The organism is Halomonas sp. ML-15, from assembly GCF_014779595.1.
Classification (GTDB): domain Bacteria; phylum Pseudomonadota; class Gammaproteobacteria; order Pseudomonadales; family Halomonadaceae; genus Franzmannia.
This window is the reverse complement of record NZ_JACXZT010000019.1, coordinates 564,684-582,059: the sequence shown is the minus strand read 5'-3', so window position 1 is coordinate 582,059 and position 17,376 is coordinate 564,684. Positions and strand designations below refer to the sequence as shown.

Genomic DNA, 17,376 nt, shown 5'->3' with positions numbered 1-17,376 from the left:
CCGTGATCACGTGGTTGCACGATAAGTTGAAGCGGCGACTGCTCTAGATACACGCACGACTCGTCCAACCTGGTGATCGAAAGGGATATTGCACGGTGCGTGCCACAGAATATTACAAACTGAAATATGGAGTATATTCAACGATTTGGATGGGTCTTAAAATGGCATCGCAGTAACATTTAAGAGAAAAGATGGGGTCGAACAACGGCAAGAGTATCAATAGGTTTACACTTTTTCGCCGCTAATGGAGGTAGAGAGAAAAATACCTTAATCCACAGTCTGTTAGAGAACTTGGAAGAATATCAGGATCGTTACACTTCGCCACAATGGCGGCGAACATGTGATCATTGATGCAACACCCCTATGCCAAGGTACCGACCTTGGCCTGGATAAGGCTGACCAGGGTCTCGGTGGCATCGTCTGCCGTGGTATCAAGGTGAATCAGGTGGCGGCGCTCGTCGACTCCAAACGGCTCCAGGCTGGCCAACTGGCGTGCGAGCACCGTAAGGCTCGCCTCCGAGGGGGCGCCGCCGCGCTTGGCACGTTTTTCGATGCGTCGACGCAGCGTCGCCTCATCGGCCTCGAAGCTTACCGTCAACAGCGGCAGACCACGGCCCTCCGCCTCCCAGGCCAGCATGTCCCGCTGCCAACGCGCCAGGCAGGTGGCATCGATGCACACCGGATAGCCAGACTCCAGTAGCAAACCGGTGAGCTTGGCGAGCCGCTGATAGGTCCGCCGAGTAGCTGACGAGGTATAGATATCCACACCCTGTTGCCGGCTGCTGGCCTGTGGATGAAAACCGAACAACCGCTTGCGCTCGACGTCGGAACGCAATCGAACCCCACCCAAGCGCAGGATCACTTCGCCGGTAAAGCGGCTCTTGCCACTCCCCGAAACGCCGACGCCGATCAACAGGTAAGGAAAGGTGAAGCGTGCATAGCCGTCTGCCAAGCTCAGATAGCCTCGGCACTCTACCAGCGCCTGCTGCTGCTCGCCGATGTCATCTGCCTGGCGAGAACGGATAGCGGCTAACTTGGCCCTGACCAGCGCTCGATAGAGCTTGTAGTAATTCAGCACCCGTGCCAGCCCGTAGTCGCCGGATAGCTCCAGATAGCGATTCAGTGCATGCCGAGCGAGGACCTGCTCATCGCGTGCTTCGAGATCCATCAGCAAAAACGCCAGGTCGCAGGCCACGTCATTCCAGCGCGGTTCATCGCCGTCGAACAGCAGCGCATTGCCCAAGTGGATATCACCGTGGGTCTCGCGCACGAAGCCATCGCGCTGACGCGCAGCAAGTGTGTTCTGCAACCGCTCATGGGCCTCATCGGCCAGCGTCTCGAGACGGTCCAGACATACCAGATCGCCGCCGGCACCGAGGCGTGCACGAAGCAGGCTGAATTCCCGTGTCATGATCGAGGCAATCGATTCCGCGCTGCCCAACTGACTGCCTTCAGCCACCGGCGAGGCCTGTTCATGAGAATCGACCAGTTGATCGATCAGATCGTCGATCAGCTCCTGAGGCAGCTCACCGCTGGCCTCCTGGTCGACAAGCCGGCGGCTCAATCGTCACGTGCCATGAGCGCAAAGGCTTGCTCGGCGGCATCCAGGGTGGCCTGAATGTCCTCCGGCGCGTGAGCACTGGACATGAAACCCGCCTCATAGGCCGACGGCGCCAGATAAACACCACGGTCGAGCATCGCCGAAAAGAAACGCCGGAAGGCATCGGCGTCGCAGGCGGTAGCCTGGGCGAAGTTATCAACCCGCGACTGGCCGGTGAAGAAAATCCCGAACATGCCACCCGAGCGCTGGGTAATCATCGCCACACCGGCCGCTTCGGCGCGTGCCTCGAGCCCACTACACAGGGTTTCGACGCGCTGGGCCAGGGCATCGTGGAAGCCCGGCTCACGCAGCTTGGTCAGCAGCGCGATGCCGGCCGCCATGGCCAGCGGATTGCCGGCCAGGGTACCGGCCTGGTAGACCGGTCCCAGCGGTGAAATATGCGACATGATCTCGCGCTTGCCCCCGAAAGCACCCACCGGCATCCCCCCCCCGACGATCTTGCCCAGGCAGGTCAGATCCGGCGTCACCCCGTAGTGGGCCTGAGCGCCCCCAAGCGCTATCCGGAACCCGGTCATGACTTCGTCAAAGATCAGCACGCTGTTGTGCTGGTCGCAGACCCGGCGCAGCCCCTCAAGAAATCCTGGCAGTGGTGGAATACAGTTCATGTTGCCGGCCACCGGCTCGACGATGATGCAGGCCACCTGGTCGCCAATCTCCTCGAAACACGCCTCCACCGCATCGAGGTCGTTATGCGGCAGGGTCACGGTGTGCTCGGCCAGCGCCGCCGGTACCCCGGGGGAGCTTGGCTCGCCGTGGGTCAGGGCGCCTGAGCCGGCCTTGACCAGCAACGAGTCGGAGTGACCGTGGTAGTTGCCCTCGAACTTGATGATCTTGTCGCGGCCGGTAAAGCCCCGCGCCAGGCGAATCGCCGACATGGTGGCTTCGGTACCGGAGTTGACCATACGCACCAGCTCGATACTGGGGATGATCTCGCATACTAGATCAGCCATGCGGGTCTCGATCGCAGTGGGGGTGCCGAAGGAGAGCCCGTGATCGAGCTTGTCACGCACGGCGCCAAGTACGTCGGGGTCGGCGTGGCCAGTAATCATCGGCCCCCAGGAACCGACATAGTCAACGTAGCGCTTGCCTTCTACATCGAACAGGTAGGGGCCCTGAGCACGCTCGATGAACACCGGCGGCCGATGCAGGCCCTTGAAGGCGCGCACCGGTGAATTGACACCACCAGGAATGTGGCGACAGGCCTGTTCGAAGAGTTCGGCGGAAGTGGTCATGGCAGTCTCTCGGCAGTCAAAAAAGCAAATTTCTGTGGATAACTCTCTGGACAGTGCGGATAAGTCGGCTGCACTGCCTGTGGATAACGCTATGGCGATGCGGCCAGCTCGGCGTCGACCACAGCAAGTTGCCGATTGAGCCGACGTACCCTGGCCTCGACGTCGCTGCCGCCAAATACTGCCTGCACGCTGGCCAACAGCTCGGCGCCGGCGCGCCTTGCAGTGGCGATGGTATGTGCATCGATGCCTCCGATCGCCACCCGCGGCAGCCCCAGGTAAGCCGCCTCGGAAAGTAGCGACAGCGAAGCCGGCGGCGCCTCCGGCTTGGTACGTGAGGTGAAGAAGCGCCCGAATGCAACATAGTTTGCGCCCTCTACCTTGGCGTGCTCAGCCAGCTCCAGGCGAGCGTGGCAGGTGACACCGATCAGCGCCGATGCACCGAGCCGCTGCCTGGCCAAGGCGAGGTCGCCATCACCCTGCCCCAGATGCAGTCCTACCCCCGCAAACCCCGCCTCGCGAAGGCGCAACGCCAGCTCGGTGTCATCATTGATGATCAACGGCACCGCATAGTCCTGGCATAGGCTGGCCAGCGCCGAGGCCTGGCGCCAGCGATGGGCATCATCGCCAGACTTGTCTCGATACTGCAACAGCGCCAACCCGCCACGCAAGGCGGCATCGCAGGCGTTCAGCAGCGTGCGGTCATCGGGCAGCAGCGCGGCATCGGTGATGGCATAGAGGCCACGCTGCCATTCAAGCGAATCAGATGCCATGGTGGTCGCTCCAGCCGGGGTGGCGCCACAGCCGTCGCGGCAACGCCTGGCTATGGGGTCGCTGCGGATCGGGCAACCAACCGTTTTCTAGGGTCTCCCAGGCATAGGCCTGGGCCTGCTCGCAAGCCGGCAGCAGGCGTTCACCACACGCCAGACGCGCGGCCAACGCCGCCGCCAGGGTACAGCCCGAGCCATGGAAGCGCCCGGGCAACCTTGGCCAGTGCCACTGCCGCCCTTCGTCGGGGGTGTGCAGGGTATGAATCACCTGATGCCGTTCGCTTCCGGGTAGCGGATCATCAGTGGCGGTAACCAGCACCGCCTGGCAGCCCAGCGACAGCAGCGCAATGGCGCGGTCGGTATCAGTGTGCTGCTCATCACCGCCAAGACGCGCCAGCTCGAGGCGATTGGGAGTGAGAATATCCACTCGCGGCAGCAGCCGCTCGCGGAACGCATCACGCAGTTCCACACTGGATAGTTCCCGGCCTCCGCCCGCCTTGAGCACCGGATCCATCACCAGCGGCACGCCTGGGTAGCGGCGCACGATATCCACCACTGCATCGAGGCTTTCGAGACTCGCTATCAACCCCACCTTGATCGCGGCCACCGAAAACTCGTCGAGCGCCGCGGCCATGGCGCGCATGCTATCCGGGTCGCAGGGCATCACCGCACTGACGTCGGCACTGCTCTGTACCGTCAAGGCGGTGGGAATCGTCAACGGCCAGGCGCCGCAGGCGCTGATTGCTTCGGCATCGGCCACCAGTCCTGCACCGCTGGTAGGGTCGTGGCCGGCCAACACCAGCACCACCGGCAATTGACGGCTCGTCACTCGTGGTGTGTAGGTCACGTCGTCAAGCATCAGAACGGCTTGACCACGGCCAGCACCACGATAATCAGCAACGCAATGACCGGCGCTTCGTTGAACCAGCGGAAAAACACATGGGATTTATCGCAGGCGCCAGCGGCAAATTTCTTCATATATGCCAGACAGACGTGATGGTAGCCCACCAGCAGCACCACCAGGAGCAGCTTGACGTGCATCCAGCCCTGGGTCATCCATACCGGCGCCAGCGCCAAAAGCCAGATACCGAAGCCCAGCACAGCGATCATCGACGGCAACATGATGCCGCGGTAGAGCTTGCGCTCCATGACCAGAAAGTAGTCGATGGCCTGCTGGTCGCCCTTGTCCCGCGCCATGGCGTGGTAGACAAACAGTCGCGGCAGATAGAACAGTGCCGCAAACCAGGTAATGATGGCGATCAGGTGCAGCGCCTTGATCCACAGATACATGCCGGCTCCTCTGGCAATAGGGGCTTCGCCGCCGTGTTCAGCGACGATAGCGGTAATAGGTTTCGATGGCGTCGCGGGTGATGATACCGGAAATTCGTGGCCCCTTCGGCCGTCGCGTGTTCTCGACGTATAGCGCATCTACCGCATGGTCGTTGAGCAGATCAAAGGCTTCGCTGAGCGTGGCCTGGACATGAATCGGCGCCATCTCAAGCCGCTGGCCCGGCACCTCCAGCAGGTCGAGCCGGTGTTCGGCGTTCCACAGGGTATCGTCATTCATCGCCCGGGCCAGGTCGGCGGCCTTCAGCGCCAAGGTCGGCTTGTCGTCCTTGGAGCGTAGGATCACTAGCCAAAGAGGCTTGCCGGCGAGCAGCATGCGCGCCTCGTCGCGCCCCACCCAGCGCAGGGTGGTGGCCACGTTACGCTCCATCACTGCCGGTACCGAGACCCGCGACAGCGCCTGCATCAGCGGCTGCTGCAAGGGGTGCAGGCCGTTGCGGGTCACGGCGATGAAGAAGCCATCACAGCGACACAGCTGACGCGCGGTCAACCCCGACACCACCACCGCCAGCATCCCCGGCAGGATGATGTTGGGATTGTGGGTCAGCTCGAGCAGCGCCATCAGCGCCGCCAGAGGTGCCTGCAGCACGGCCCCCATCATCGCCGCCATGCCTAGCATGGCATAGAGCCCAGGATCCGAGGCGGTGGTAGGCCATAGCCAGTGCCCCAGCATGCCACTTAACGCGCCTGCGGCAGCCCCCACCACCAGCATCGGACCGATAATCCCGATCGGCACCCCACAGGCCACGGTAAAGGCGGTCAGCAGCAGCTTGGCAAACACCAGTGCCAGCAACACATCCACCGCCAGGGCACCGTTGAGGGTAGCATCCAGACTGTCATAGCCGATGCCCTGCACTTCCGGGTACCAGAGCGCCACGCCGCCGGTCACCACCCCCACCGCCGTTAGCCGCTGCCACCACGGCCATCGCGCCAGCGTTTCGCCGCTGCGCGCAACGTGGATAAATAGCCCGGCCAGCAGGCCAATACCCAGTGCGGTCACCACGATCCACGGCAGGTTGAACATCGAATCGAGGGTCACACTGGGAACCTGAAAGGCGGGCTCCGAGCCATACACCAGTTGAGCGATCAGCGCGCCCATGGTCGACGCCAGGATCACCGGCATGAAACCGGCGATGGTGTACTCCATCATCACCACTTCCATGGCAAAGATGACCCCAGCGATAGGCGTATTGAATGACGCCGAGATCCCCGCCGCGGTGCCGCAGGCGACCAGCACGCGGAGACTGTTGTGGGGCAAACGGAGCTGCTGGCCAATGCCGCTCGAAGCCGCCGCTCCCAGATGAATGGCCGGACCTTCACGGCCAGCGGAAAGACCGCCGAGTACTGCCACACACCCTACCCACCACTGGTTCAGCCAGTTGCGCAGCGGAAAGCGCCCCTGATGGTAGGTAAGGCGTTCGATGACATGGCCTACGCCGAGCTTGCGTGCCGCAAGCGGCTGCCGTCCCAACCACAGGCCGATCAGAGTTACCGCAATCATCGGCAGCGCGGCACGCGCCCAAAGCGGCAATTCCTGAAAGGCTTCGTGATCGCCGCCGGGCATGAAGGCCAAACCGCCCAGGTCGAGCAGCAAGCGGAAACCTACCATCAGGCCACCGGTAACCAGACCAGATACCAACCCCAGCACGCATAGCTGGGGTAACGCATCGACATTGGCCAGCTGCCGTCGGAAGCGTTCAAGACTCAAATCAGGTAGACGCAAGCGAGGCAAGGCTGACTCCTGTCGGCGGGGTCGAGTAACCAAACGCACTGGCCACCAAACCTCATGGGTATGCGTTAAGCATACAATAGCCTGGCGTTGCGCCAACCCTTGGCCATTCGCGAAAAGTTGACCCTTTTGCTAGGGATTGTCGATAATGGCGGACTGTCCGGTTAGTTTATTCACCTCTGGCTCAGGAGCTCATCCATGAGCAGTGCCGAATCCTTCGTTCCGCGCCCGATGTTTCTCAGCGACAGCGCCCAGGCAAGACTACGCGAGCTGGTTCGCGAAGAAGGCAACACAGCGCTCAAGCTGCGTGTCTACGTGACCGGCGGCGGCTGTTCCGGCTTCCAGTACGGCTTCGACTTCGCAGACAGTGTTGCCGATGACGATACCGTGATCGACTACGATGACGTGGCGATGATCGTCGACCCTCTCTCCTATCAGTATCTGGTGGGCTCCACCGTCGACTTCGAACGGGGGCTAGCTGGCGCGCGTTTCGTGATCCAGAACCCCAATGCCACTACCACCTGCGGCTGCGGCGCCTCCTTCATGGTCTGAATCACTGGCTCAGCACAATCTGCTGCTGCTTGACGCTTCCCCATTATCTCGCCATGGTTTATTGGCGAGTTCCATAAACAATCGTTCTACAATGGGGAACCACATGCACAGCAATCTGCTAGATCGTTATCTGCCACGCACCGCGCTTAGCGCTGCCGTTGCCTTGGGTCTCGGCATCTCCAGCACCGCCTTCGCCGAGCTGCCGAGCGTCGACGTGGTAACCGACCCAAGCTTCGTGCCCTTCGAAATGATGGATCCCGATACCGGCGAGATGATCGGCTTCGACATGGACATCATCAACGAAGTCGCCGAGCGCGCTGGCTTCGAGGTCAACCTCACCACCATGGAGTTTGCCGGCATCATCCCCGCCGTGCAGACCGGCAATCAGGAGATTGCCATCGCTGGGGTGACGATCACCGAAGAACGGGCCGAAATCGTCGATTTTTCCGACCCCTACTACGACAGTGGCCTGCAGATCATCGTCCGCGCCGACAATGATGACGTCGAGACCATCGAGGACCTCGAAGGCAAGAGCATCGCCACGCGTATCGGCTCCACCAGTTACGACTACCTTCAGGAAACACTTGGCGACGACGCCGATATCACCCCCTACCCGGGCAATAGCGACATGTATATGGCACTGCTCGGAGGCAACGTCGACGCCGCCTTCTACGATGCCCCCAACGTCGCCTACTTTTCCCAGACCCGCGGCGAAGGCCGCACCAAGGTGGTCGGGCCGCTCTACGAGGGCCAGCAGTACGGTATCGTCTTCCATCAGGGCAGCGAATGGGTCGAGCCGGCCAACCAGGCCCTCGCCGAGATGCGCGAAGACGGCACCTACGATGCCATCTATGAAGAGTGGTTCGGCGAATCCCCCGACGCCGATTGATCCTCCCACCAGCCTGACGGGGCCGGGTCCGCCCGGCCCCGTCGACGTTCTACTGCCTGTCCTCAACGGGAGACCCTGACGTGGACCTGACCTTTCAATTCAACTGGTCGGCGGCGTTTGCCTCGATCCCCCATCTGCTACCGGGCATTCCCTATACGCTGCTGATCTCCTTCGGCGGCCTGGCCATCGGCTTTTTTATCGGTATCTTCTTCGGCTTGCTGCGCATCAGTCCACTGCGCTGGCTGCGCTGGCCGGCGATCTTCTATGTTGAAGTGTTTCGTGGCACCCCGATCCTGGTGCAGGTGCTGTTCATCTTCTACGGCCTGCCGCAACTGCTAGGCGGCCCGATCAACGCCCTGGTAGCCGGCATTGCCGCCATCGCCATCAACTCCGGCGCCTATATATCGGAGATCGTGCGCGGCGGCGTGCAGTCGATCGAGCGTGGTCAGCGTGAAGCATCCCTGTCGCTGGGCTTGTCACGCACCCAATCGTTTCGCTACATCATCTGGCCCCAGGCGTTTCGGCGCATGATTCCCCCTCTGGGTAACCAGGGCATCATCAGTATCAAGGATACCTCGCTGTTCTCGGTGATCGGCGTAGGCGAGCTGGTGCGCCAAGGCCAGATCTATATCGCCACCACCTTCACTGCCCTGGAGGTCTACTTCATGGTGGCGCTGATGTATCTGGCAATCACCTGGACACTCTCGCTGATCCTGCGCCAGCTGGAGCGCCGCGGCCTGGTCGGACAATAAGGAGCCCTGCATGACTACCCAATCCAACGCCGCGTCTCAACCCATCGTGCACATGCAACTGGTCAACAAGCATTTTGGCAGCCTGCACGTGCTCAAGGACATCGAACTCAGCGTCGCCCCCGGCGAAGTGGTGGTGATCATCGGCGCCAGCGGCTCCGGCAAGTCGACGTTGATCCGCTGCATCAACGGCCTCGAGGAGTTTCAGGACGGCCATATCGAGGTCGACGGCAACGCGCTGACCCCGCACGGCAAGAGCAGCAAGGCGCTGCAGACCATCCGCACCGAGGTCGGCATGGTGTTTCAGCAGTTCAATCTGTTTCCCCATCTCAGCGTACGCGACAATATCACCCTGGCCCCCCTCAAGGTACGCGGCGTGAGCCGGCAGCAGGCCAGCGCCACCGCCCAGCGATTGCTGGAGCGGGTCGGCATCAGCGACCAGGCCGACAAGTACCCCAGCCAGCTCTCCGGCGGCCAGCAGCAGCGCGTGGCACTGGCCAGGGCACTGGCCATGGAGCCGAGATTAATGCTGTTCGATGAGCCCACCTCGGCCCTCGACCCGGAGATGATCGGTGAGGTGCTCGACGCCATGCGCGAGCTGGCCCGGGAAGGCATGACCATGATGATCGTCACCCACGAGATGGGCTTTGCCCGCGAGGTGGCCGACCGGGTGATCTATATCCACAGTGGCGAAATCATCGAGCAGGGTCCCCCGGCCGAGGTGTTCGACAATCCACAGCACGCCCGTACCCAAAGCTTCTTGTCACGGGTTCTCAAGCACTGACTAGCTATCTCAACCACCTTTTTAAAAGGCCCGTCGCTATGCGACGGGCCTTTTTTTGCGCTATTTGGCGCTTTTTGGGGCTGTGGACAAAAAAAATTTACATCCCGCTGAAATCCTCTCCGAGCCCCGCCACCATCGCGCTGGTGAATTTTTCACCAGGGTGTGCGCGACCGCGGTAACAAGAGCCCACGAGCTCGGTGGATAAACGGTGCACGCTTTGGGGTGTGCACAACTACCACTTTCATCCACAGGTTCTCGACCACCTCTCCGCTGTTGATACGCCGCTTGTGCGCTCGATGGTCAACAATGCAAAGCAATGAAAAATATGGGGAAAGGGAGCTTACCCACAGAAAGTGTCCACACTAGTAGTAACTACAACAACAGAACTTCTTACTTACTTTACTTATTTTTATTCTTGTTAGCCCAGTCCAGACCGAACCTGATCAACCTCATGTGGAAAACCCCTGACGGTTACCCACAGGAGGTTTATACTGGGCGGCCAGTTTTCGAGATTGATCATTTTTTAGGCGCCTGTTGGTGCCAATACGAGGTGCAACGTGGATTACCCCGACCGCTTTGACGTCATCGTCATCGGCGGTGGCCATGCGGGAACCGAAGCCGCTCTGGCCTCCGCTCGCATGGGCTGTCAGACCCTGCTGCTGACCCATAACATCGAGACCCTCGGTCAGATGTCCTGCAATCCGGCCATTGGCGGGATCGGCAAGAGTCATCTGGTCAAGGAGATCGATGCACTGGGCGGTGCCATGGCCCTGGCCACTGACCGGGGAGGGATCCAGTTTCGGGTGCTCAACGCTCGCAAGGGTCCCGCCGTTCGCGCCACCCGGGCTCAAGCCGATCGTATCCGTTACAAAGCCGCTATTCGCGGCATGCTGGAACGGCAACCCAACTTGACGCTGTTCCAACAAGCCGCTGGCGACCTGATTGTCGACGGCGATAGCGTCACCGGGGTGGTCACGGAAACCGGTATTCGCTTCCATGCCCAAAGCGTCGTGCTGTGCACCGGGACTTTCCTGGGCGGGGTGATTCATATCGGCCTCGATCAGAGCCGCGGGGGACGCGCCGGTGATCCATCCTCTAACGCGCTGGCCGAGAGGCTGCGGGCCCTGCCGTTCAACGTCTCACGGCTGAAGACCGGGACCCCTCCGAGACTGGATGCCAAGAGCGTCGATTTCAGCCAGCTCGAGGAGCAGCCAGGCGATAGTCCCACTCCGGTGATGTCCTACCTCGGCGACCGCGGCATGCATCCGCGCCAGGTCAGCTGCCATATCGCCCATACCAACGAGCGGACCCACGAGATCATCTTCGCCAATCTCGATCGTTCACCGATGTATTCCGGGGTAATCGATGGTGTTGGGCCGCGCTACTGCCCGTCGATCGAAGACAAGGTTCACCGCTTTGCCGACAAGTCCAGCCATCAGATATTCGTTGAGCCGGAAGGCCTGGACACCCACGAGCTCTATCCCAACGGCATATCCACGTCGCTGCCGTTTGACGTGCAGCTCCAGGTGGTCCGCTCGATCAAGGGGCTTGAAAATGCCCATATCACCCGTCCCGGTTACGCCATCGAGTACGACTTTTTCGATCCCCGCGACCTCAAGCACTCGCTGGAAACCAAATTTATCGACAATCTGTTCTTTGCCGGACAGATCAATGGCACTACCGGCTACGAGGAAGCTGGCGCCCAGGGCCTGCTGGCCGGTCTCAACGCCGCACGCCGGGCGCAAGGCTTGGCCAGCTGGTCACCGCGTCGTGATGAGGCATATCTGGGGGTCCTGGTCGATGACCTGATCAGCATGGGTACTCAGGAGCCTTACCGCATGTTCACCTCGCGGGCCGAGTACCGCCTGCTGTTGCGTGAAGACAACGCCGACCTGCGACTCACCGAGATCGGTCGAGAACTGGGCCTGGTGGACGATACCCGCTGGGCGGCGTTCAGCACCAAACTCGAAGCGGTCGAGCGCGAACAAGCGCGCCTCAAGGCGAGCTGGGTACAACCTGGTACCCAGGCCGCTCAGTCCATTGCCGATAAAATCGGCAAACCGTTGACGCATGAGTACTCATTGATCGATTTGCTGAAACGTCCCGAACTGGACTATCACGACCTCGCCTCGCTGCCGGGCATCCAAGGCCAGGCGGTCGACGATGAGTCCGTGGCTGAGCAGGTCCAGATTCAGGCCAAGTATCAGGGCTATATTGCTCGTCAGCAGGACGAGATCGACAAACTCAAACGCCACGAGGCGACACCGCTGCCGGCAGAGCTCGATTTCGACAACGTCGAAGGGCTGTCCCACGAGATTCGCCAGAAGCTCAACGCGGCGCGCCCGGCCACCTTGGCGCAAGCGGGTCGGATCGCCGGAGTAACGCCGGCTGCCGTGTCGATTCTGCTGATCCATCTCAAGAAACGCCGTCTGCTGGACGATACTCGGGTCGCTAACGGATGATCGATACCGCTATCGCAGCCCGACTCGACGACGGGCTGGCTCAGCTCGAAATTACTCCAAGTCACCATCAGCGCGAGCAACTGCACGCCCTGCTGGCGCTGTTGCACAAGTGGAACCGCGCCTATAACCTCACCGCGGTACGCTCGCTGGATGAGATGGTGCCGCGCCACCTGCTGGACAGCGCCGCAGTGCTACCCTTTGTGAGCGGGCCGACACTGCTCGACGTGGGCGCTGGGCCAGGCTTTCCCGGACTGGTGCTGGCGATTCTCGCCCCGCATCTCAAGGTCAGCCTGCTCGACAGCAATGGCAAGAAAGTACGCTTTCAACGCCAGGCTGTGCTGGAATTGGGACTCGACAACGTGACGCCGATTCAAGCGCGGGTCGAAGCGCTCGAAGCAGAGCCGTTTGATCAGGTGATCTCACGCGCCTTCGCCAGCCTCGACGACTTCGTGGCGCTGAGCGATCATTTGCTCGCTCCTGGAGGGCAGTGGTTGGCCATGAAGGGCCCCGGCGCCGACGAAGAACTGGCAGGATTGCCGACCAGCGTCGGACTGCGACAGCGTCATACGCTGAACGTGCCCTTCGAGAGCGCTCAGCGGCAGCTGCTGGTACTCGAACGCCTCGGTCTCACCTAGGCCTACCCTCGGCAGGCCGGCACAAGGAAGGAAGTCGCTCGTGACCAAGATTATCGCCTTGACCAATCAGAAAGGTGGCGTGGGCAAGACCACCACAGCCGTCAACCTCGCCGCCAGCCTGGCAGCGCTTGACCGACGCGTACTGCTGGTCGATCTCGATCCACAAGGCCATGCCACCATGGGCAGCGGCATCGACAAGCACGAGCTCGATGGCAGCGTGCTCGACGTACTGATGGGTGACAAACGCGCCACAGAGGTGATTCTCGACTGCCCCCAGGCCGGCTATGCGCTGCTGCCCGGTAACGGAGACCTGACCGCCGCCGAGGTTGACCTGCTCGACCGCGACGAGGGGCGCGAGCGTTGCCTTCTGGAGGCGGTGCGTGAACTGGCCGCCGAGTACGACGTGGTGCTGATCGACTGCCCGCCGTCGCTCAATATGCTCACCGTCAATGCGCTGACCGCGGCCGACGGCCTGCTGATCCCGTTGCAGTGCGAGTTCTACGCGCTCGAAGGGCTTTCGGCGCTGCTCGACACCGTCGAACAGATCAAGGACAGCGTGAACCCCAATCTCGAGATTCTTGGCATCGTGCGCACCATGTTCGACTCGCGTAACAGCCTGACTCGAGACATCAGCAAGCAGCTGCGCGACTATTTCGGTGACACGCTGCTCAAGACCACCATACCGCGCAACGTGCGGGTCGCCGAAGCGCCCAGCCACGGCTTGCCGGTGACCAAGTACGCGCGCTTCTCGCGCGGCAGCCAGGCCCATCGGGTGCTGGCCAAGGAACTGATTCGTCGTCTGTCGCTATAAGCGACACCGCCATCTGCGAGTGAGGAAGTGCCGATGACCCGTAAACGTGCCTTGGGACGTGGCCTGGATGCCCTGATCGGCAGCAGTGCTCGGCGTCGCGACGGTGAGCCGTTGGCCGAGGTGGATCTAGAGGCCGGCGGAGATCCCGTCGAGGCGCCGCCCGGTGCTGCCGAGGAGCGCCTCGAGCGTCTGCCGCTGGGGCAGTTGAGTCGTGGCAAGTACCAGCCGCGCCGTGATATCCAGCCCGAAGCGCTGGAAGAATTGGCCGACTCGATTCGCGCTCAAGGGGTGATGCAGCCGATCGTGGTGCGGCCGATCGGCGAGGCACGTTACGAAATCATTGCCGGCGAACGCCGCTGGCGTGCGGCTCAACTCGCCGAGTTGGACACCATTCCCGCGGTGATTCGCGAGGTGAGCGACCAGGTCGCCCTGGCACTGGCGCTGATCGAGAATATCCAGCGCGAGAACCTCAACCCGATGGAAGAGGCGATGGCCCTCAAACGTCTGATGGAGGAGTTCGAGCTGACCCAGCAGCAGACCGCCGATGCGGTGGGTAAGTCGCGGGCCCAGGTGGCCAATCTGCTGCGGCTGATGGCGCTCGACCCGGAGGTGCAGACGCTGCTCGAGCGCGGCGATCTGGACATGGGGCACGCCCGAGCGCTGCTGTCGTTGAGCGGCGCCAAGCAGCGCCGTGCGGCTCACGAAGTGGTCAACCAGGACCTCACGGTTCGCGATACCGAGGCGCTGGTCAAGCGTCTCGCCGCCGGTGAACCGAAGAAGGCCGACAAGCCCGCTCCCAGCCCCGATGTGACACGACTGGAAACGCGCCTGGGCGATCTTCTCGGCGCGCCGGTCAAGATCCAGCACGGTCGCGGGGGCAAGGGACGCCTGACGATTCGTTACGCGAGTCTCGATGAACTCGACGGGATTCTCGAGCACATCCGCTGAGTAAGTTAGCACGCTACTTTATTTGACGGTCGTTATCTCCCCCATTGGTCATAAACGGGCGTCATATCGGGCAAAATCGGTGCAGCGTCGGTTGAAGGTGGTGGGGGGCTTCCCTATAATCCGCGGTTGTTTGCTTGAATGATGGGCGTGACACGCTGCCGCGCTGGATGGCTATTGCCGACGTGACGGACGCCGCAACGAGGTGATGCAATGCATAGCAGCGCCCGCCGAAGAGAGCTGGCATGGCAGCGTCTGCCGCTGGCCCAGCTGATGTCGATGGCGGTGATTGGCCTGTTGGCGCTGTGGGGCGCCGGTTTAGGGGCCATGCACAGTGCGCTGTTGGGAGGGGGTGTGGCCCTGCTGCCCACCATCTATTTCCTGTGGCGCGGGCTGCGGGTTCGCGGTGGCAGACGCCCCCGCACCAGCGTGTTCAATTTCTATCAAGCAGCAGTCGGTAAGTTTGGTTTGACGGTGGCACTGTTCGTGATGGTGTTCGTCGCAGCGCCCCCCTCAAACCCGACTTTTTTCTTTATCGCCTATGTGGCGGCCCACAGCATGCATTGGCTGACCCCCTGGCTACTGCGTGACCGGCCGACCCCCTGACCTGAGGTAAGCAGCGTATGGCAGCGGATAACGAAATGACCGCCATCTATTACATACAGCACCACCTCCAGAACCTGACGTTTGGCAAGCATCCGGAAAATGGCTGGTCGCTGGCGTCCACCTCTCAGGAAGCGGTGGACATGGGCTTCTGGGCCATCCACCTCGACACCATGGGCTGGTCGATCGCCATGGGTGCCCTGTTCATCTGGGTGTTTCGCAAAGCTGGGCGCATGGCCACCACCGGCGTGCCCGGCGGCCTGCAGAATGCTGCCGAGATGGTCATCGAGTTTATCGAGAACCTGACCCGCTCGACCTTCCACGGCAAGAACCCGATGATTGCGCCGTTGGCCTTGACGCTGTTCATCTGGATCCTGCTGATGAACAGCCTCAAGCTGATTCCGGTGGACTATGTGCCTGAGATGTTCGGTCGCCTGGGCGTCGAGTACATGAAGATCGTGCCGACCACCGATGTTAACGCCACCCTCGGCATGGCCCTGGGCGTATTCCTGCTGATCATCTACTCCAGCTGCAGGGTCAAGGGCGTGGCCGGCTTCGGCAAGGAGCTGGCGCTGACCCCCTTCAACACCTGGCTGTTGGCCCCGTTCAACCTGATCCTCGAGATCGTCGGCCTGCTGGTCAAACCGATCAGCCTGGGGCTGCGTCTGTTCGGCAGCATGTTTGCCGGTGAGGTGATCTTCATCCTTATCGCCCTGCTGCCGTTCTGGGCCATCTGGATGCTGGACGTGCCGTGGGCGATCTTCCACATCCTGATCGTTTCGCTGCAGGCGTTCATCTTCACGACGCTGTCGATCGTGTACCTGAGCGCAGCGCACGAGCATCACTAAGCATTACGAACCGAGCAACGATTGCAAACGCGGTAACTTTAAACCTGACCTCAACTCGAATGTAGGAGCACTACCATGGAAATCGTTTACCTTGCGGCGGCCATCATCATCAGCGTCAGCGCCCTGACTACCGGTTTCGGCTTCGCCATCCTGGGCGGTAAGCTGCTCGAGACCACCGCGCGTCAGCCGGAGCTGGGCGACCAGCTGCAGACCCGCACCTTCATCATGGCTGGCCTGCTCGATGCCGTGCCGATGATCGGCGTCGGTATCGCGATGTACCTGATCTTCGTTGTAGCCGGGTAACGAGTCACCGTGCCGAGCGCCCTGCGCTCGGCTCGCTTGTTTCCGGCCGCCACGAAACCGTCAGAGGTATCATCCTGTGAATATCAACATGACGCTTATCGGGCAGACGATCGCCTTCGCGATCTTTGTCTGGTTTTGCATAAAGTACGTGTGGCCACCGCTCAGCCAGGCGCTCCACGAGCGTCAGAAGCGCATAGCCGACGGTCTCGATGCCGCCAGCCGCGCTTCGCGTGATCTGGAGCTTGCCCAGGAGCAGGCCGAGCAGACGCTGCGTGAAAGCAAGGAGCAAGCCTCCGAGATTCTCGAGCAGGCGCACAAACGCTCCACGCAGATGATCGAAGAAGCGCGTGAGCAGGCCCGCAGCGAGGGCGAACGCCTGGTGGCGAGCGCCCGCGCCGAGATCGATCAAGAGGTCAATCGCGTGAAGGACGAGCTGCGTGCTCAAGTCGCCACGCTGGCCCTGATCGGCGCCGAGCGTGTTCTGGAGTCCTCCATCGATGAGAAGGCGCACCGCGAGATGCTTGATAAGCTCGCTGCCGAACTGTGAGGAGGTGATCCATGGCGGAAACATCTACCGTTGCACGGCCTTACGCCAAGGCAGCGTTCGAGTACGCACGCGATCATCAGGCGCTGACGACCTGGTCCGAGTGGCTTAATGTCCTTGGCCAGGTCGTCGCCCATAGCGAGCTCCAGAAGGCGCTGTCGAGCCCCAAGCTGACTAGCGCGCGTAAGGTTGAGCTGCTCATCGAGGTGACCGACATCAAGCTCGACGATGACGCACGGCGTTTTCTCGAGACACTGGCCAGCCAGAATCGCCTCGCCGCACTGACCTCCGTTGCCGCTCAGTTCGAGGCCCTGCGGGCCGATCACGAACAGCGTGTCGATGTGACGGTGGTCTCGGCCTACGCGCTCGAAGACAAGCAGCAGAAAAAGCTCGCCAGTGCGCTCAAGAAGCGCCTGAATCGCGAAATCTCCATTACCACTCAGGTAGACCCGGCGCTGCTGGGCGGTGTGATCCTGCGTGCCGGCGATACCGTCATAGACGGTTCGGTACGCGGTCGATTGAACCGTCTGCGCGAAGCGCTCTACGCCTGAGTCT

Annotated in this window: 19 protein-coding genes; 13 read left to right on the top strand and 6 right to left on the bottom strand. The window is 61.6% G+C overall.

Features of this window, described 5'->3' with window-relative positions; all coding sequences use genetic code 11:
* Positions 1 to 361: 361 nt before the first annotated feature.
* The 6 genes from IEI94_RS14325 to IEI94_RS14300 form a co-directional block, all read right to left on the bottom strand.
* Positions 362 to 1,564 (bottom strand): bifunctional aminoglycoside phosphotransferase/ATP-binding protein, encoded by a 1,203-nt coding sequence (locus IEI94_RS14325; protein WP_191167969.1) that lies wholly within the window; start codon positions 1,562 to 1,564, stop codon positions 362 to 364.
* Positions 1,561 to 2,853, bottom strand: a complete 1,293-nt coding sequence (hemL, locus tag IEI94_RS14320) for a glutamate-1-semialdehyde 2,1-aminomutase (protein WP_191167968.1) — start codon at positions 2,851 to 2,853, stop codon at positions 1,561 to 1,563. Before hemL ends, IEI94_RS14325 begins: the two co-directional genes overlap by 4 nt.
* Positions 2,854 to 2,942: 89 nt before the next feature.
* Positions 2,943 to 3,623 (bottom strand): thiamine phosphate synthase, encoded by a 681-nt coding sequence (gene thiE / locus IEI94_RS14315; RefSeq protein WP_191167967.1) that lies wholly within the window; start codon positions 3,621 to 3,623, stop codon positions 2,943 to 2,945.
* Complete coding sequence (gene thiD, locus IEI94_RS14310; RefSeq protein ID WP_191167966.1) at positions 3,613 to 4,479, bottom strand: bifunctional hydroxymethylpyrimidine kinase/phosphomethylpyrimidine kinase; 867 nt, start codon at positions 4,477 to 4,479, stop codon at positions 3,613 to 3,615. Before thiD ends, thiE begins: the two co-directional genes overlap by 11 nt.
* On the bottom strand, positions 4,479 to 4,910 hold the full coding sequence (gene hemJ, locus IEI94_RS14305; protein WP_191167965.1) for a protoporphyrinogen oxidase HemJ: 432 nt from the start codon (positions 4,908 to 4,910) through the stop codon (positions 4,479 to 4,481). Before hemJ ends, thiD begins: the two co-directional genes overlap by 1 nt.
* Before the next feature lie 37 nt (positions 4,911 to 4,947).
* Positions 4,948 to 6,699 (bottom strand): chloride channel protein, encoded by a 1,752-nt coding sequence (locus tag IEI94_RS14300; RefSeq protein ID WP_191167964.1) that lies wholly within the window; start codon positions 6,697 to 6,699, stop codon positions 4,948 to 4,950.
* Between the two features lie 195 nt (positions 6,700 to 6,894).
* On the opposite strand from IEI94_RS14300, the gene erpA reads away from it, so the two are divergent.
* The 13 genes from erpA to IEI94_RS14235 all read left to right on the top strand — a co-directional run bounded on the left by erpA (position 6,895) and on the right by IEI94_RS14235 (position 17,372).
* Entirely contained in the window at positions 6,895 to 7,248 is a 354-nt protein-coding gene (erpA, locus tag IEI94_RS14295; protein WP_191167963.1) for an iron-sulfur cluster insertion protein ErpA, read from the top strand.
* Positions 7,249 to 7,351: 103 nt separating this feature from the next.
* Positions 7,352 to 8,137, top strand: coding sequence for a transporter substrate-binding domain-containing protein (locus IEI94_RS14290; RefSeq protein ID WP_191167962.1), 786 nt, complete (start codon positions 7,352 to 7,354; stop codon positions 8,135 to 8,137).
* A gap of 80 nt (positions 8,138 to 8,217) precedes the next feature.
* A complete protein-coding gene (locus tag IEI94_RS14285) occupies positions 8,218 to 8,889 on the top strand; it encodes an amino acid ABC transporter permease (RefSeq protein ID WP_191167961.1) in 672 nt (223 codons plus the stop codon).
* Between the two features lie 10 nt (positions 8,890 to 8,899).
* Entirely contained in the window at positions 8,900 to 9,670 is a 771-nt protein-coding gene (locus IEI94_RS14280) for an amino acid ABC transporter ATP-binding protein (RefSeq protein ID WP_191167960.1), read from the top strand.
* A gap of 557 nt (positions 9,671 to 10,227) precedes the next feature.
* Positions 10,228 to 12,132 (top strand): tRNA uridine-5-carboxymethylaminomethyl(34) synthesis enzyme MnmG, encoded by a 1,905-nt coding sequence (gene mnmG / locus IEI94_RS14275; RefSeq protein ID WP_191167959.1) that lies wholly within the window; start codon positions 10,228 to 10,230, stop codon positions 12,130 to 12,132.
* On the top strand, positions 12,129 to 12,767 hold the full coding sequence (rsmG, locus tag IEI94_RS14270; protein WP_191167958.1) for a 16S rRNA (guanine(527)-N(7))-methyltransferase RsmG: 639 nt from the start codon (positions 12,129 to 12,131) through the stop codon (positions 12,765 to 12,767). The genes mnmG and rsmG overlap by 4 nt, the downstream gene beginning before the upstream one ends.
* Positions 12,768 to 12,807: 40 nt before the next feature.
* Positions 12,808 to 13,578 (top strand): ParA family protein, encoded by a 771-nt coding sequence (locus IEI94_RS14265; RefSeq protein WP_191167957.1) that lies wholly within the window; start codon positions 12,808 to 12,810, stop codon positions 13,576 to 13,578.
* A gap of 33 nt (positions 13,579 to 13,611) precedes the next feature.
* Entirely contained in the window at positions 13,612 to 14,526 is a 915-nt protein-coding gene (locus IEI94_RS14260) for a ParB/RepB/Spo0J family partition protein (RefSeq protein ID WP_191167956.1), read from the top strand.
* Between the two features lie 210 nt (positions 14,527 to 14,736).
* Complete coding sequence (locus IEI94_RS14255; RefSeq protein ID WP_191167955.1) at positions 14,737 to 15,129, top strand: ATP synthase subunit I; 393 nt, start codon at positions 14,737 to 14,739, stop codon at positions 15,127 to 15,129.
* A gap of 17 nt (positions 15,130 to 15,146) precedes the next feature.
* On the top strand, positions 15,147 to 15,974 hold the full coding sequence (atpB, locus tag IEI94_RS14250) for a F0F1 ATP synthase subunit A (RefSeq protein ID WP_191167954.1): 828 nt from the start codon (positions 15,147 to 15,149) through the stop codon (positions 15,972 to 15,974).
* Positions 15,975 to 16,049: 75 nt separating this feature from the next.
* Positions 16,050 to 16,277 (top strand): F0F1 ATP synthase subunit C, encoded by a 228-nt coding sequence (gene atpE, locus IEI94_RS14245; protein ID WP_089657994.1) that lies wholly within the window; start codon positions 16,050 to 16,052, stop codon positions 16,275 to 16,277.
* Between the two features lie 76 nt (positions 16,278 to 16,353).
* On the top strand, positions 16,354 to 16,824 hold the full coding sequence (locus tag IEI94_RS14240; protein WP_191167953.1) for a F0F1 ATP synthase subunit B: 471 nt from the start codon (positions 16,354 to 16,356) through the stop codon (positions 16,822 to 16,824).
* 11 nt (positions 16,825 to 16,835) lie between these two features.
* On the top strand, positions 16,836 to 17,372 hold the full coding sequence (locus IEI94_RS14235) for a F0F1 ATP synthase subunit delta (protein WP_191167952.1): 537 nt from the start codon (positions 16,836 to 16,838) through the stop codon (positions 17,370 to 17,372).
* Positions 17,373 to 17,376: the final 4 nt, after the last annotated feature.

Coding starts and splice junctions, on each gene's coding strand:
- hemL (WP_191167968.1), bottom strand. CDS start 2,853: ATGACCACTTCCGCCGAACTCTTCGAACAGGCCTGTCGCCACATTCCT.
- thiE (WP_191167967.1), bottom strand. CDS start 3,623: ATGGCATCTGATTCGCTTGAATGGCAGCGTGGCCTCTATGCCATCACC.
- thiD (WP_191167966.1), bottom strand. CDS start 4,479: ATGCTTGACGACGTGACCTACACACCACGAGTGACGAGCCGTCAATTG.
- hemJ (WP_191167965.1), bottom strand. CDS start 4,910: ATGTATCTGTGGATCAAGGCGCTGCACCTGATCGCCATCATTACCTGG.
- erpA (WP_191167963.1), top strand. CDS start 6,895: ATGAGCAGTGCCGAATCCTTCGTTCCGCGCCCGATGTTTCTCAGCGAC.
- IEI94_RS14290 (WP_191167962.1), top strand. CDS start 7,352: ATGCACAGCAATCTGCTAGATCGTTATCTGCCACGCACCGCGCTTAGC.
- IEI94_RS14280 (WP_191167960.1), top strand. CDS start 8,900: ATGACTACCCAATCCAACGCCGCGTCTCAACCCATCGTGCACATGCAA.
- rsmG (WP_191167958.1), top strand. CDS start 12,129: ATGATCGATACCGCTATCGCAGCCCGACTCGACGACGGGCTGGCTCAG.
- IEI94_RS14260 (WP_191167956.1), top strand. CDS start 13,612: ATGACCCGTAAACGTGCCTTGGGACGTGGCCTGGATGCCCTGATCGGC.
- IEI94_RS14255 (WP_191167955.1), top strand. CDS start 14,737: ATGCATAGCAGCGCCCGCCGAAGAGAGCTGGCATGGCAGCGTCTGCCG.
- atpB (WP_191167954.1), top strand. CDS start 15,147: ATGGCAGCGGATAACGAAATGACCGCCATCTATTACATACAGCACCAC.
- atpE (WP_089657994.1), top strand. CDS start 16,050: ATGGAAATCGTTTACCTTGCGGCGGCCATCATCATCAGCGTCAGCGCC.
- IEI94_RS14235 (WP_191167952.1), top strand. CDS start 16,836: ATGGCGGAAACATCTACCGTTGCACGGCCTTACGCCAAGGCAGCGTTC.